Raw genomic sequence first — 16,080 nt, forward strand, 5'->3', positions numbered from 1 at the left:
TTTAATGGTTACAAACCTCTTGCCTTGAGCAATGCTTTTGCGTCTGGAGCTTTCAACCCTGTAAAGTCACAAAACATCTGCATCAAGTCGCCAGTGTTACCTCTGCTCAACACTTTGTCACGGAAAGCTTGACCTACTTCTGGTTTCAATGCACCATGCGACTCAAAGTAATCTGCAATATTAGCTGCTAAGACTTCAGACCACAGATAACTATAGTAGCCAGCTGCATAGCCGCCACCCCACACATGATTGAAGTAGGAAGTTGAATAACGAGGAGGAATCTGCGGATTCAACAAACCTATATCAGTTAAAGCCTTTGTTTCAAACGCCAAAGCCTTGTCGGCAGTTGGAATCTGATTGGAAGCTAACTGATGCCATGCCAAATCCAAAGAGGTTGCGGCTAAGTTTTCTCCTAATGCGTATGCCGAATGGAAAGTAATAGAGTTGAGCATCTTCTCTTTCAGCTCTTTTGGCATAGGCTGTTGAGTTTTATAATGTTTTGCATAGTTGGCAAAAACCTCAGGAACCACCGCAAAAAACTCATTAAACTGTGAAGGCATCTCCACAAAGTCACGTGTCACGGCAGTGCCACTCAGCGTGTTATACTCACAGTTGGATAACATTCCATGTAAGGCATGTCCAAACTCATGGAACATTGTCGTTACTTCGTCCCAGCTAAGCAAGGTTGGTTTTCCTTCAGGAGCTTTAGCATAATTGCACACATTATATATAATAGGTAACTGATTTCTCAATTTACTCTGTTTTGAAAATGAACTCATCCATGCTCCTCCTCGCTTGGTTGGACGGCGGAAGTAGTCAACATAAAAAAGGGCAAGTTGCTTTCCATCTTTGTCAAGCACATCAAAAACCTTCATGTCCTTGTGATAGGTAGGCAAATCTGTACGCTCTTTGAAAGAGATGCCGTAGACGCGGTGAGCGGCATAGAACACCCCGTTTACTAATACACTATCGATGTTAAAGTAAGGTTTCACCTCATCTTCCGAGAAGTTAAACTTCTCTTTCTTCATCTTAGCAGAGTAAAAGAATCTATCGTAAGGCTGCAATTGAAAGTCGGTACCTTGTGTCTTGCGCGCATATTCCTCTATCGCTTTCGTCTCTTCATCTGCCTTCGGCTTATAAGCACTAATCAGTTGTTTTAAGAACGCATCTACTTGAGCCGTATTCTTCGCCATGGTATTGTCTAAAGAATAGGCTGCATAATTCTTATACCCCATTAGTTCAGCCTTTTCAGCACGCAACTTTGCAATTTCGACAACTAACGGCAGCGTGTTGAAGTCGTTCGTACCGTCCGCACGATGGATAGATGCGTTATACACCTTTTCGCGTAATGCGCGATTTTCAAGATTGGTCAAGATAGGCTGTTGCGTAGTGTTGGTGATCACAATACAATAAGGAGATTTCTTATCACGACTTTCTGCATCTTTTTTGCACTGTGCAATGTCGGCTTCACTCAATCCTGCTAAGTCTTCCTTCTTATCTACCCAGACTGCTGCCTCATTGGTAGACTTGGGCAACATATTTCCAAAATCTTGCTGAAGTTTTGCGATACGGTTGTTGATTTCCTCCATTCGCTTCTTCTTATCTGCTGGCAGGAGAGCTCCCGAACGTACAAAACCTTTGTAGGTTTCTTCTAAAAGCTTTTTATCTTCACCCTTCAGCTGGTTGTATTCGTGATCGTACACATATTTAACGCGCTCAAAGAAGGGCTGGTTGAATGAGACTTCATTTTCAAAAGCTGTCAACAATGGGATTGCTTCGTCTTCCGCTTTTTCTATTTCGGGCGTTTTGTCAGCACTTGTCAAAGCGAAGAAGATACTCGTCACACGATCTAAAAGAACGCCACTCTTTTCGTATGCCAAGATAGTGTTCTCAAATGTGGCACTGTCCTTATTCTCCACAATGCTTTTAATTGCTTTACGCTGCTCTTCAATACCAGCTTTTATGGCAGGTAAGTAGTGTTCTGCCTTAATCTTACTAAAGTCTGGAGCACCAAAAGGTAGTGTGCTCTCAGTCATCAATGGGTTGTTTTCCAAATCGGCTCCTTTCTTGTCGTTACAGCTCATCAACGTGCCAACGCACACAGCTGCACATAACATTCCAATTCTTAATATTGATTTCTTAAAATGGTGATGCATAATTGATATTATTAGTTGTAAAAAAATGCTTGTAAATGTCTCGAAAAATCATGAGCATAGCATGACTCGTCTGCAAGTCTTATGAATGGTAAATATACGTATAATATTCGAAAATAAATCTTTCTTTTTTATATTTTTCAAACTATTAAGTACTTTTTACAGGAAAAGTTGTAAAAGTAATCACCAAAAACATGATACAACGGCTCATCAATGAAATTAGGTTTGCCATTTCAGCCCTTATACTAACATATTTTTTGGATGCCCACACCATTTACGCATCATCTGATTTTTGCACCTATTACATATCCTCCCTATCATTGAGAGAGAAAAGACCACCAGCAAAGCAAGTAGTCCATGACAACGAGGCTAATGATGAAACATCCAGACAGCATTGTTTCATAAGAAAAAACTATCAACGTTATCACGAAAAAACAGAAGAAAAAAAATTCGAAAAATACGGACAAATGCCCTTTCAAAACTCAAATATTTTCCACGACAACGTCCATCGCCTCCAAATACGCGAGAAATGAGCAAGGAAAGCAAACATCTGAATATCAGAAACTTATAGAAATCCTACTTAAAAATCGCACGAAGAAAGACACTAAAAGCATTACTTAGTCGTATTAAGTCATGGAGATAAGCCGCTTGTTACATTAACTTTGCCACACTAACTGTTTGTTTCAAGCCGATTAAGTCAATGGATCAAGCCACTTATAGCATGATAGTAACGCAGAAAAGGACTATTTTTCGTCAAATTCACCCGTTGAAGTGCCTTTTCAAAGGACTAAAATTTTCTATTTCAAAGATTTTGAGAAGGCGTTTTTTATGATATTATATTTACATTTTCTTAAATTCATCGAGCCTTTTTATGCCATAAAAAGTAACTGTCGAACATTACAATTAGCAAGTTGTTTTGAGCAGGTTAAAAGTACGTCATGGGTACAAAATAGGGAAATGTTCAAGCAGAACAAATAAAATGAGTGCAAGCAGCCCAAGTGTCCGTGGCAAGAAGAGAAGATGAGTGTAGAAAAAAAATAAAGGTGTTCACAACATTGTTGCAACACCTCTGACGATAAATTTTATGACTTGGTAGCGGGAACCGGGATTGAACCGGTGACCTCATGATTATGAATCATGCGCTCTAACCAGCTGAGCTATCCCGCCATGTCTTTTCAATTCGGCTGCAAAGATAATACAATCTTTTTAATCTCACAAAAAAAATAAGTTTTTATTTTATCCCAAATTATTTTAGTATATTTGTACCAAGTGAACTTTTTATCTATAAAGCAACGAAAAATGTCAAAACAACAAGTCCTAATTGAGAGAGAACTGCAGTCCAATTCAAAAGACAGAATATGGAGCATCATCAGTGATACCGACAAGCTGTCACGCTGGATAGCCGATGAGATACAGGAAGAAGGCAAAAAGCTACACTTCATTTGGGGAGACTTACAGAGCAGCCATGATAGTAGGATGGCGACTATTGCCAAGAAAGTGAAATATCACTATATCCGTTTGAAGTGGACAGACGAAGAAGATCCCAATGCTTTCTTGGAACTTCGCATGGAGAAAAGTAGCATTTCCGACAATTATGTCTTGTTCATTACCGACTTTGCGGAGCCTGACGACATTGATACCATGGAAGATTTATGGGCTGATAATCTGGACAGATTACATCAATTTAGTGGGCTTTAGGGCGAAGAGGTCTTGCACAAGCCCTCATGGAGATTTACTTTCTAACACCTCATAGACAAGGGAGACGAAAGAAAATGAAGGGCGATTACGGAATATAAAAAATTACAAATAGAGCCTTTTCTTGTTTTTTTGTGCTAATTTTGCATTTTGTATGTACACTCGTACAAAATGAGAAGTCTACATGTTTCGAATTAAGAAATTAGATATATTTACAGCCAAGCAGTTTGGATTATTGTTCGCTGGCACATTTTTCATCTGTCAATTTGTGCTGATGATGCAATTCCTATGGCGTTACGTCGATGATTTAATCGGCAAAGGATTGTCCATGGAAATCATGGCACAATTCTTTTGGTACATGGGACTCTTCCTTGTTCCTCAAGCCTTACCGCTTGCCGTACTATTATCTTCACTCATCACCTTTGGAAACTTAGGAGAGAACAGCGAATTGACTGCCATCAAATCGTCGGGCATCTCGATGTTCAGAACATTTCAGCCACTCATCTTTCTTACTATCTTTATCAGCTTCAGTTCCTTTTACTTTCAGAATTATATAGGACCTAAAGCCAATATGAAGCTCGCCCAACTCATACTATCTATGAAACAGAAGAGTCCGGAGTTGGAAATTCCAGAAGGTATCTTTTACGATGGCATTCCTAACAGCAACCTGTACGTACAAAAGAAAGATGTAGAAACAGGCAAGCTCTACGGCATCATGATTTATAGAATGACAGGAAGCTATGAGGACCAAGCCATTATACTGGCAGATTCTGGCATGCTCCAATCTACAGCCGACAAGAAACATTTGCTGTTGAGCCTTTGGAGTGGCGAATGGTTCGAAAACATGCAATCGCAAGAATTGGGAGGTAGTGCTGCCATACCTTATCGCAGAGAGACTTTTGCCAGCAAAAAGATTGTTCTTGACTACGACGGAGGGTTCAATTTGACGGATGTTGCCGCTCTCTCTGGAGATGCACGCTCGAAAAGTCTTACGCAACTCGTTGCTGGTATCGATTCACTGAACGGCGTTTACGACAGTGTTGGGCGGAGCATCTATAAAGAAACTCAACGCATGTTTTACTACATTCCTTCTATTGATAAGCGGGACTCCGTAAAAGCAGTTCGAGCAGGATTAGCGAAAACATTTGTATTCGACACCATATATAATAAGCTTTCTAACGATCAGAAGATAAATGTGATGAATATGGCACTGAGTAATATTCAGTCTGAAATCAGCGAGCTGAACTTCCAAAGCATGATTACCAGTGACGGAGATAAGATGCTGCGAGAACATCGCATAGAAATGATTGGTAAGTTTACGTTGGCACTAACGTGTCTCATCTTCTTCTTCATCGGTGCTCCCTTGGGTGCTATTATCAGAAAAGGAGGATTAGGTTTTCCTATCATCATCTCCGTATTGGTCTTTATCATATATTATATTTTTGAAAACACAGGATATCGAATGGCTCGAAGTGGTATATGGACTGTGAATTTTGGCAAAGGATTGGCACCTGCGGTACTCATTCCTTTAGCAGCCTTCGTTACTTATAAAGCGAACAACGACTCCATGGTACTGAATATTGATACATGGAAGAGTGTGCTAAGGAAAGCCTTCGGAATTAAAACCAAGCGTCACATCACTGGTAAGGAAGTAATTATTCATGACCCTGACTATATAGCAGCAAAGAATCAACTGCAAATGATGACTCAGGCTATTGAAAACTATGTGAGCCAACACAAGCTACGAACAGCGCCAAATGTGCAAAAGGTGTTCTTTAAGTATGAACCCGATCATGAGATTGAACACTTGAGCGAATTGTTGGAGAACATTATAGAGGATTTGAGCAATACCCGAGACAAGTATATACTGAACGAACTGAACAACTATCCCATATTGATGACAAAAGCTCACACACGTCCCTTTGACCGTCAATGGCTCAATGTGTTGTCAGCAGTAATCGTACCATTGGGATTGTTCTTCTATCTAAGAATGTGGCGATTCAGACTTACTCTCATGCGAGACTTAAAACAGATAGTACAAACAAACAATCGCATGATAGACAGCATTGACAGAATGTTACAAAAGAAATAATTAATCATAATATATACGCGATATGGAAAACTTCAAATTAGCTACGATTGAAGAAGCTATCAAAGATTTTAAGGAAGGTAAATTCGTCATAGTTGTTGACGATGAAGATAGAGAAAACGAAGGTGATCTCATTATGGCAGCAGAGATGATTACTCCAGAGAAGGTGAACTTCATGCTGAAGAATGCCAGAGGCGTGCTATGTGCGCCCATTACGCTCTCCCGCTGTGAAGAGTTAGACCTGCCGAGACAAGTTGTTAACAACACTTCTGTGCTGGGCACCCCATTCACTGTTACCATTGACAAACTGGAAGGATGCACAACGGGCGTATCGGCACATGATAGAGCTGCCACCATTAAAGCACTGACAGACCCGAAATCAACTCCACAAACTTTTGGACGTCCTGGACATATCAACCCTCTCTATGCACAAGACAACGGTGTACTGAGACGAAGTGGACATACCGAAGCAACCATAGACCTATGCAGGCTGGCTGGACTTTACCCCGCCGGAGCCCTGATGGAAATCATGAACGAAGATGGTTCCATGGCTCGCATGCCCGAATTGCAAAAGTTAGCCACGGAATGGGGAGTGAAAATCATCACCATCGCTGAGCTCATCGCCTACAGACTGAAAAAGGAATCAATCATCGAAGTGGGCGTCGAAGTAGACATGCCCACCCGATACGGACATTTTCACCTCATACCTTTCAGGCAACAAAGCAACGGTTTGGAGCACATGGCTTTGGTGAAAGGCAAGTGGGAACGGGACGAACCAGTGCTGGTTCGCGTGCATTCGTCTTGTGCAACGGGCGACATCCTGGGAAGTTTGCGTTGTGACTGCGGACAGCAGCTGCACAAGTCGATGGAACTGGTTGAGAAAGAGGGGAAAGGTGTTGTTATCTACATGCAGCAAGAAGGTCGGGGCATTGGCCTTATGAATAAGATGGCAGCCTATAAGTTGCAAGAAGAAGGTTACGATACAGTGGACGCAAACATCCACTTAGGATTCAAACCAGATGAACGTGACTATGGTTGCGGTGCACAGATGCTGCGCCATTTGGGGGTAAGAAAGATGCGATTATTGACAAATAACCCTGTGAAACGAGTAGGATTGGAAGCCTACGGACTGGAAATTACAGAAATTGTACCTATCGAAACCACACCTAATAAATATAATGAACGCTATTTGAAAACCAAACAGGACAGAATGGGACACACATTGCACATTAAATAGTGTGAAAATATTACAATTGTAAAACAATAAATGAAATAATGTCACTTTTATTTCAGATAAAAGAATAAAAATATTACTTTTGCATACATCAACTCAATAAAAAGCAAAATAATATGGCAAAGCTATCAGAACGTCTCAACCGTTTAGCATCATCCGCAACGCTCGCAATGTCACAAAAGAGCAGTGAGATGAAAGCGCAAGGAATTGACGTGATTAACCTGAGCGTTGGAGAACCAGACTTCAACACGCCCGACCATATTAAAACAGCTGCCAAAGAAGCAATTGACGAAAACTATTCGAAATACTCACCTGTTCCCGGATACCCAGATTTACGCAAGGCTATTGTAGACAAGTTACATCGGGAGAATCAACTGGACTATGAAGTTGCTGAGATATTGGTGTCCAACGGTGCCAAGCAGAGTGTATGCAATACGCTTATGGCACTTGTTGACGAGGGAGATGAAGTAATTATACCTGCACCCTACTGGGTAAGCTATCCGCAGATGGTCAAATTAGCAGGGGGAAATCCTACCATTGTGAAAACTGGTTTTGCTCAAGAGTTTAAAATCTCACCCGAACAATTAGAGGCAGCAATCACTCCTAAGACGAAGGTGATTATCCTTTGCTCTCCCAGTAATCCGACAGGAAGTGTCTATTCTCAATCGGAACTCGAAGGTTTGGCACATGTAATTCTAAAGCATGAGGATTTGTATGTGATTGCTGACGAAATATATGAGCATATTAATTATGTGGGAAAACATGAGAGTATTGCGCAATTTCCAGGAATGAAAGAGCGCACCATCATTGTTAATGGAATTTCGAAAGCTTACGCTATGACGGGATGGAGGATTGGATATATTGCAGCGCCTGAGTGGATTGTCAAGGGATGTAATAAATTGCAAGGTCAATACACCAGTGGACCCTGTTCCATTAGTCAACGAGCAGCAATCGCTGCTTATACGCAGAGTCAAGCGTGCGTAGAAGAAATGCGACAAGCCTTTCAGCGAAGAAGAGACCTTATTGTAAAATTAGCAAAGGATATTCATGGACTGGAAGTCATCGAACCAAAGGGAGCTTTCTATATCTTCCCGAAATGCAACTATTTCTTTGGCAAATCTACAGATGGCTATTACATCAAAAATTCAACCGATTTATCGATGTACCTATTAGAAAAAGCGCATGTTGCAACCGTTGGTGGAGATGCGTTCGGAGAGCCCAACTGCTTGAGAATGAGCTATGCAACAAGCGACGAGAATATTCAAGAAGCTTTTCGAAGAATAAAAAATGCGCTTGAGCAGCTACAATAAAATGACAAAGCTCTGCATTAAAAAGCGCAATCATTTAAAAAGAATACTCGTTAAAACTTCTTAATTCAACAAGAATTTATATATAATTTATATATCTTTGCGTTGTTGATAAAGAACAAAGTCCACAAGAAAATTCAAATCTACATGGACTTCCAGAAAAACAAAAGAACTATAACAACTTAAATTATTAATAACCAAAAATTAAAATTTCAAATTATGGCAACAACAAAAGCAGCCCCTCAGAAGAAGTCACAAGGATTTCAGGGCGTTAGACATGCGTTTATTATCATCATTTTGGCCTTCATTGTAGGATGGGCTTTCTACAACTTTATCCTTGGAGACCCCTCTAACTTCGCTAACGGCGACCGTGAAGGACACCCATTGAACATGTTGGGTACAGTTTACAAAGGAGGATGGGTTGTGCCTATTATCTTTGGTTTGCTGTGTACCGTTATCGCAATGTCTGTTGAGCGTTTACTTGCTATCAGTGCTTGCTCTGGTAAAGGAAGTGTTATTAAATTTACAGAAAACGTAAAAGCAGCTCTTAGAAACGGTGACATCGCTAAAGCTGAAGAACTTTGCCACAAGCAAAAAGGTTCAGTAGCTAATGTAGTATTGGCTGACTTGAAATCTTACAGAGAGATGGAAAACTCTTCTATCAAACTGAAAGAGAAAATCAATACTATCCAGAACTCACACGATGAGGCAACAGCATTGGAAATGCCAACCATGACGATGAACTTGCCTATCATTGCAACTGTCGTAACATTAGGTACTCTGACAGCTTTGTTCGGAACTGTGCTTGGTATGATTCGTTCGTTCGCAGCCTTGGCTGCTGGTGGTGGTGCTGACTCTATGCAGCTTTCTACTGGTATTTCAGAGGCATTGGTAAATACAGCATCTGGTATTGCTACATCTTGGGTATCTGTTGTTTCTTACAACTACTTTACCAACAAGATTGATAAGTTAACATTTGCAATGGACGAGATTGGTTATACAATAGCTCACACATTCGAAGAAAAGCATACAGAAGCTTAATTTTTGCTAACCCTTTAAAAATTATTCAGTTATGGGTAAGTTAAAAGTTAAGAAACATGACGTCTGGATTGACATGACTCCTATGTCAGACGTGATGGTGCTCTTGCTGACGTTCTTTATGTTGACTTCAACATTCGTTAAGAACGAGCCAGTGAAAGTTAACCAGCCATCGTCTGTATCAGAAATCAAAGTTCCAGAAAACGACGTGCTAAACATCGTTGTCGATAAAGCTGGCAAGGTGTTTATGAGTATGGATAATCAGAACGATCTGTTGAGTCTTATTCAAGGAATGAACGAGACGAGTAGTATCGGACTGACAAATCAAGAAATGATGAAGTTCCAAGCAGACCCTATGTGGGGTGTGCCATTGAATAGCTTAAAAGGCTACTTAGGTCTTCCTAATGAGAAAATGACCGAAGTAATTACGGGTGCTGAAGCGGGTGTTCCTCTTGATTCTATTGATGGAGGTAAGAGTGAATTCCAACTTTGGGTAACCGAAGCCTTGAATGTGAATGAGGATATCAAAATTGCAATTAAGGCAGATGCCGATACTCCTTATGCCAACATCAAGAAGCTAATGTCAGAACTTCAAGACATGAACCAGAATCGTTATTATCTCATCACTTCATTAAAGACTGGGGAGGATAAATAAGTATGGCAAATTCAAAAGATACAAGTAAACAGAAGAAGATTAATGTCCGCGTAGACTTCACACCTATGGTGGACATGATGATGCTTCTTATTACGTTCTTCATGCTCTGTACTTCTTTGGCCAAACCACAAACCATGGAGCTGAGTATGCCAAGTAACGATAAGAACATGACAGATCAAGACAAATCAGTTACCAAGGCTTCCTACACTATTACCATCTATGTTGCTGGAAACAACAAAATCTACTACGTGGCAGGGCTACCGAAATACGATGATCCATCAACCCTTAAAGAAACTACATGGGGTAAAGATGGAATCAGAAAAGTATTGATACAGCACACCACAGAAGATAATACGCAACCAGTATTGGAAGTGATGAAAGCAAAGGCTGAACTTGACTTGAAAAAAGAGCAAATGCCTGATTCTGTATATAGCAAAGAATTATCTCAAATAAAAAGAGGTGAAATCAATGGTCAGAAAATTCAGACCATGACAGTCATCATTAAAGCAACAGATAAAGCAAGTTATAAGAATGTAGTAGATGCGCTCGACGAGATGCAGATTTGCAGCATTGGTAAGTATGTCCTCGATAAGATTTCAAAAGACGACGAAAAGTTGTTGAAAGCGAAAGGTGTCGAATAAGAGGATATCGTATTAACCATTAAAAAAGAGTAACAATGTCAAAAATAGATTTGATTTCTGGTGATTGGACCGACATCGTTTTTGCCGGACGCAACCAGTCTTACGGTGCCTATCAGCTAAGAAAAGGCACAGGTAAGAGAAATGTTATCTCTATCCTTGCTGTAGTCGTATTAGTTTTGCTATGCCAAGTTGGACTTACTATTAAAAAGGCAGCAGATGCAGAAGCAAAAAGGAGAGCAGCAATGACAGAGGTTGTAGAACTTTCTAAGCTTGAACAACCCAAGAAAAAGGCAGAGGTAAAGCAAACCAAGAAAGTTCAAGTAGAACCTGAAAAGGTAGTTGAGCGAGTAAAGAGTTCTATCAAGTTTACAGCACCTGTTATCAAGAAAGATAATGAAGTAAAACCTGAAGAAGAATTGAAAACTCAAGACGATTTGATGAGTTCCAAAACTGCCATCGGTGCCATTGATGTAAAAGGTAACGATGACAAGGGTGGTGAAGTATTGAAACTGAAAGAAGCAGTGGCTCAACCAGAGCCTAAACCAGAAGTGGAAAATAAGGTCTTCGACGTAGTAGAACAGATGCCATCATTCCCTGGTGGTCCATCTGCACTGATGAACTATTTAAGAGATAACGTTAAATATCCTGTAGTAGCACAAGAGAATGGTGTTCAGGGACGTGTCGTTGTGTCTTTCGTTGTAGAGAGAGACGGACATATCACGGACGTGAAAGTAGTTCGTTCTGTAGACCCCTCATTGGATAAGGAGGCTGCTCGTGTAGTAAGGAGCATGCCTGCTTGGATTCCTGGTAAGCAAAATGGTTCAGCTGTACGTGTGAAATATAACGTACCTGTTTCGTTCAAATTACAATAACATGAAGAGAAATATATCTTACATACTTGTAGGATTAACACTAATCACCTGTCTTTTGGTTTCTTGTAAAAATAAGAAGCCAAAAGATGGGAGAACAGACACTTATTCGTCAGGAGCAATCACTTTTGCTTCTGACGAAAGTTTTAGTCCAGTAATAGAAGAGGAACGCGAGCTCTTTGAATTTACTTACCCAGATGCCAAGCTGACTCCCATCTATACAAATGAGTCAGAAGCCATCAACAAGCTACTGAAAGGAGAAGTTTGGATGGTCATTACCTCGCGGGATTTTAAGAAAGAGGAACTTGAAAGTCTAAAAGCAAGAAAACAATTCCCTCGCTCAGTAAGGTTCGCATACGACGGACTTGCATTAATTCAGAACATCAGCAACACTGATTCTTGTATCAGTGTTGACAACATAAAGGATATCCTAAACGGAAAAATTACACATTGGAATCAAATTTATCCGAAATCCAAAATAGGAGAAATCACTATAGTATTTGATAATCCAAACTCTTCAGCAGTTCACTTCGTAGAAGATTCTATTCTGGGAGGGAAACCAATTCTAAATAAGAATGTAGCAGCAGTTAAGAAGACTGCTGAAGTAATTAAGTATGTAGAAGAAAACAAAGGTGCTATCGGAATTATTGGAAGCAATTGGTTAAACGACAAACGTGACACTACCAACTTGACCTTCAAAAAAGAAATCCGCCCAATGGCGGTATCTTCTGTTCCAATCGCAAACGTACAGAACAGTTGGAAACCATACCAATATTATATATTCAATGGGAGTTACCCTTTGGCACGAACTTTGTATATATTACTTAACGACACCCACATGGGATTACCCACAGGTTTTTCTAACTTCATTATATCACAAGACAAAGGACAAAAGATTATTTTAAAGACAGGCTTGTTGCCTGCGTACGGAAATCTGACTGTAAGAAATGTACGTGTTTCTAATGAATAACCACAACAGATTTCAGAGTCGCAAAAAAAACAAAACAAAAACAAAACGATTATGAAGAAAATTAAATACGTATTAGCAGGAGTCCTACTCATGAGTATGTCGGCTCCAGTGATAGCACAAAGCGAAGACCAAGTTGCCATTAAACAAGCAACAGAGATTATTAAATCAACAAAGAACGATGTTGAAAAGGCGTTAAAACCTATTTTCAAGGCGAACAAAAAGAATCCAGCTGTGCTTGTTGGAATAGGAAGGGCATTCTTAGATCAGAAGAATACTGAAATGGCTATGAAATATGCCAACCTTGCTATGGAACGTGATAAGAAATATGCACCAGCCTATATCTTGGCAGGTGACGTTGAAGTATTGAAAGATGACGGTGGTGCTGCAGCAGGTTGGTACCAACAGGCTAAATACTTTGATCCAAAAAATCCAGATGCATATTTCAAATACGCAAACATTCTTCGTGGTAGAAGCCCAGAGGAAGCAGTATCGAATTTGAATGATTTGCGCACTCAACGACCTGACATTGCTGTTGATGCTTTAGCTGCAAGAATTTACTATAATTCAAACATGCTGGATAAGAGCATGCAATATTACGAAAAAGTAGATAAGTCAAAACTCGAAAATGTAGACATTACCAACTATGCCATGGCAGGCTATCTCTCTCAAAAACGTCAGAAGAGTTTGGATATGGCTTTGTATGGACTGAAGAAGAATCCTCGTTACGCTGCATGGAACAGAATTGCATTCTACAATTACACGGACGAAGGTCAAATTCAAGACGCACTTAAATATGCCGATCGATTATTCAATGCTTCTGATAGTGCGGTAATCTCTGGATATGATTACACCTACTATGGTCAAGCATATTTGGGTGATAAGCAATACGACAACGCTATCAAGATATTCGAGAAGGCATTAGATGCAAATAAAGAGAATGCCGAACTCTTAAATAACAATAAGAAAGGGCTCTCTGATGCTTACCTTGGTAAAGGCGACTTTGCTAATGCCATCAAATATTATGAAGATTATTTGGCAAAAGCCCAAAAGCCTTCTGCTACTGACTTAGCTGGATTAGGTTCCATCTATACGACCATGGCAGCCAGTCAAACTGGAGAAGAACAAAAAGCTACTTATCGCAAAGCGGATGAGGTGTATAAGCAATTAGGTGAGAAATTCCCTGCAAACATCGATTTTGCTAATTTCCTGCGTGCACGTGTTAACTCTAACTTGGATCCTGAAACAAAACAAGGATTAGCTAAACCTTTCTACGAGACATTAGCCAAGTCGCTAAGCGAGAAGGAAAATCGTGATAATGTAGATAACACCAGATTGATTGAAGCCTATAGATACTTAGGATACTACTATCTATTAAAGGAGAATAAAGCAACAGCTGACTCATATTGGAAAAAAGTTCTTGAACTTGATCCAACCAATGAGGTCGCTAAACAGGCTTTAGGAATGAAAAAATAAATGATATAACAAACCAAATAATGAGGACGTATCAAGCATTAAACAGATACGCCCTCATTATTTTTTTTATAACAGAACCAACGTTTCAAGATATTGTGTAAACATCAAGGTGACCCTATTATTGAATAGGTAGGAGATACTGTCTTCGATTTCTCAATAATCAAAAAGAAAAATTAAAACGAGACACTCAATCATTTCAAAGTATCTCGTTTCAAATCTGTCAGCCATCGTTAGCATATCATGCCTAATTGATACACCAACTTCTGCCGTTTCTCATTTTTACAAATGCCGTCTTTACTCAGGTAGAGAGATTGCCTCACTTGGGCAAACTTCTGAGCAAGTGCCACACTCAGTACAAGTGTCAGGATTGATAGAATAAATTTCACCTTCAGAGATTGCTCCTACTGGGCACTCATCAATACATGTACCGCATGCAATGCAGTCATTTCCAATTACGTAAGCCATAATGTTGTTTTTTGTAAATTAATGTTTTTGTATAAAGTAGCACCAACCACCATAACAGCAAACTATTATCTCTACATGATTGTACTACCATCTAATTGTATTCACTGTAGTCGCTCCTACTTTTGAATACTGCAAAGGTACAGTAATTATTTCAAATTATGACTATTCGCTAAAACTTTTTTTGAGTGTAAACATCAAAGCATAATTCACATTTGAAATTCTGCCCATGCCGTTACCTCTATTTCTCAACATCAAATTCCATAACGATAAATAAAAGCACGCATTCGCATCGAGAGAATACAAAAAGGGGTGTACAGTAAACTCTCATGGAAGTCCTATTTGGTTATACAATAATTTCTCAGTCTGTAAAGATATGCTGTGCATCAAAATCAAGATGATAGTTTTGTAGAAACAGGAGATACTCATCCTTAAACGACATGCTTTTGTGATGTTCGACTTGATTGTCAATATACAACAGCGTCCGATCTACTTGTGATTGACTAACGGAGAATGCAACATATCCTCCTTGCCATGCAAACGATTTATAATGGTTGTCTATCGTTTTTATCCACCTGCTGCTGTTTCGTTTAATCTCTTCTACCACATGTGCCAAATCCACGTTCTTGTTCAATAGAAACAATACGTGGACATGGTCTTCAATGCCACCGACACGCATAACGCTACAACCCGTAATATTTACCAGTTGTCCGATATATTGGTGTACACGAGGCAAGTCCTCTCTCCTTATTAAAGCACTTGTTGTTTTTATATGAAATATAAGGTGTATATATATTTTACAGAGCGATTGTGACATAAGTTATACGATGTTGATTTAGGTTGGTTGTTCTATCATTTTTTTTAATGCACCCAAGTAGGAAAAGTGCGCAGCACAAAACGCCTTCCTAAATTGGTGTGGGTTGAAGATTAACGCCCCGCAGGGGCAATAGCGTACAGCCCGAGGTAACACCCCGGGTAATGTTGAACGGTGTGGGGACGTCCTGTAAGGACAAAAGCATACGTAATGCTTTGATATGTAATGCTTTTGCCCTTACAGGGCGAAAGCCAATTTGCGGATGTTTACCCAAGGTGTTACCTTGGGCTGTGAGCTTTTGCCTCTTCGAGGCGTGTGCCAACGATGCAGCGTTATTCGATGCGCTGCCACGAAATTTACATTGTTGCCATGATGAAGAATGTATTAACGTAGTATCATCACCCAGAGCGCTGCCACGAAATTTGCATTGTTGCCACGATGAAGAATATATTAACGAAGTATCATCACTCAGGGCGTTGCTATAAAAATTATGTTGTTGCCATGACGAAGAATGTATTAACGCAGAATCATCACCCAGAGAGTTGCCACAAAAATCGTGTTTTTGTCTTTTCAGGACATACATTATCGATACGTTATCACGCAGTGCGTTGCCACGAAATTTGCATTGTTGCCATGACGAAGAATATATTAAGGTAGAATCATCAACCAAAGAGTTGCCA

Annotated in this window: 14 protein-coding genes and 1 tRNA gene; 10 read left to right on the forward strand and 5 right to left on the reverse strand. The window is 39.9% G+C overall.

Annotation, left to right across the window (positions count from 1 at the left end; genetic code table 11):
• Positions 1 to 8: 8 nt before the first annotated feature.
• Both HMPREF9304_RS09110 and HMPREF9304_RS09120 read right to left on the reverse strand, forming a co-directional pair.
• Positions 9 to 2,156: a M3 family metallopeptidase gene (locus HMPREF9304_RS09110; RefSeq protein WP_036928349.1), complete on the reverse strand. Its 2,148-nt coding sequence runs from the start codon at positions 2,154 to 2,156 to the stop codon at positions 9 to 11.
• A gap of 1,087 nt (positions 2,157 to 3,243) precedes the next feature.
• Positions 3,244 to 3,320: transfer RNA gene (locus HMPREF9304_RS09120), tRNA-Met, on the reverse strand.
• Between the two features lie 132 nt (positions 3,321 to 3,452).
• Here HMPREF9304_RS09120 and HMPREF9304_RS09125 point away from each other — a divergent pair.
• The 10 genes from HMPREF9304_RS09125 to HMPREF9304_RS09170 all read left to right on the forward strand — a co-directional run bounded on the left by HMPREF9304_RS09125 (position 3,453) and on the right by HMPREF9304_RS09170 (position 14,124).
• Complete coding sequence (locus HMPREF9304_RS09125) at positions 3,453 to 3,851, forward strand: START-like domain-containing protein (RefSeq protein ID WP_028900946.1); 399 nt, start codon at positions 3,453 to 3,455, stop codon at positions 3,849 to 3,851.
• Positions 3,852 to 4,032: 181 nt separating this feature from the next.
• On the forward strand, positions 4,033 to 5,940 hold the full coding sequence (locus HMPREF9304_RS09130) for an LptF/LptG family permease (RefSeq protein ID WP_036928353.1): 1,908 nt from the start codon (positions 4,033 to 4,035) through the stop codon (positions 5,938 to 5,940).
• Positions 5,941 to 5,962: 22 nt separating this feature from the next.
• The gene (locus tag HMPREF9304_RS09135; RefSeq protein ID WP_036928355.1) at positions 5,963 to 7,174 is read left to right on the forward strand and encodes a bifunctional 3,4-dihydroxy-2-butanone-4-phosphate synthase/GTP cyclohydrolase II; all 1,212 of its coding nucleotides are present in this window, start codon (positions 5,963 to 5,965) and stop codon (positions 7,172 to 7,174) included.
• A 113-nt stretch (positions 7,175 to 7,287) separates the two neighbouring features.
• Positions 7,288 to 8,481, forward strand: coding sequence for a pyridoxal phosphate-dependent aminotransferase (locus HMPREF9304_RS09140; protein WP_036928356.1), 1,194 nt, complete (start codon positions 7,288 to 7,290; stop codon positions 8,479 to 8,481).
• Between the two features lie 216 nt (positions 8,482 to 8,697).
• Positions 8,698 to 9,519, forward strand: a complete 822-nt coding sequence (locus HMPREF9304_RS09145; RefSeq protein ID WP_036928358.1) for a MotA/TolQ/ExbB proton channel family protein — start codon at positions 8,698 to 8,700, stop codon at positions 9,517 to 9,519.
• 31 nt (positions 9,520 to 9,550) lie between these two features.
• Positions 9,551 to 10,171, forward strand: a complete 621-nt coding sequence (locus HMPREF9304_RS09150) for an ExbD/TolR family protein (protein ID WP_036928361.1) — start codon at positions 9,551 to 9,553, stop codon at positions 10,169 to 10,171.
• Positions 10,172 to 10,173: 2 nt separating this feature from the next.
• Positions 10,174 to 10,812, forward strand: a complete 639-nt coding sequence (locus HMPREF9304_RS09155) for an ExbD/TolR family protein (RefSeq protein ID WP_008122904.1) — start codon at positions 10,174 to 10,176, stop codon at positions 10,810 to 10,812.
• A 35-nt stretch (positions 10,813 to 10,847) separates the two neighbouring features.
• The gene (locus HMPREF9304_RS09160; RefSeq protein WP_008122906.1) at positions 10,848 to 11,684 is read left to right on the forward strand and encodes an energy transducer TonB; all 837 of its coding nucleotides are present in this window, start codon (positions 10,848 to 10,850) and stop codon (positions 11,682 to 11,684) included.
• Between the two features lies 1 nt (position 11,685).
• Positions 11,686 to 12,651 carry a PstS family phosphate ABC transporter substrate-binding protein gene (locus HMPREF9304_RS09165; protein WP_036928362.1) on the forward strand — a complete coding sequence of 322 codons (966 nt, stop codon included), beginning with the start codon at positions 11,686 to 11,688 and terminating at the stop codon, positions 12,649 to 12,651.
• A gap of 51 nt (positions 12,652 to 12,702) precedes the next feature.
• On the forward strand, positions 12,703 to 14,124 hold the full coding sequence (locus HMPREF9304_RS09170; RefSeq protein WP_036928363.1) for a tetratricopeptide repeat protein: 1,422 nt from the start codon (positions 12,703 to 12,705) through the stop codon (positions 14,122 to 14,124).
• Positions 14,125 to 14,418: 294 nt separating this feature from the next.
• Here the strand turns inward: HMPREF9304_RS09170 and fdxA are convergent, their stop codons facing one another.
• The 3 genes from fdxA to HMPREF9304_RS14975 all read right to left on the reverse strand — a co-directional run.
• The gene (gene fdxA / locus HMPREF9304_RS14090; protein ID WP_081455449.1) at positions 14,419 to 14,589 is read right to left on the reverse strand and encodes a 4Fe-4S ferredoxin; all 171 of its coding nucleotides are present in this window, start codon (positions 14,587 to 14,589) and stop codon (positions 14,419 to 14,421) included.
• 358 nt (positions 14,590 to 14,947) lie between these two features.
• On the reverse strand, positions 14,948 to 15,403 hold the full coding sequence (locus HMPREF9304_RS09175) for a transposase (protein ID WP_036928364.1): 456 nt from the start codon (positions 15,401 to 15,403) through the stop codon (positions 14,948 to 14,950).
• A gap of 88 nt (positions 15,404 to 15,491) precedes the next feature.
• The coding region (locus HMPREF9304_RS14975; protein WP_231564504.1) for a hypothetical protein at positions 15,492 to 16,080 on the reverse strand (589 nt) is incomplete at its 5' end.

It is taken from the genome of Hoylesella timonensis S9-PR14 (genome assembly GCF_000762405.1).
GTDB lineage: Bacteria > Bacteroidota > Bacteroidia > Bacteroidales > Bacteroidaceae > Prevotella > Prevotella timonensis_A.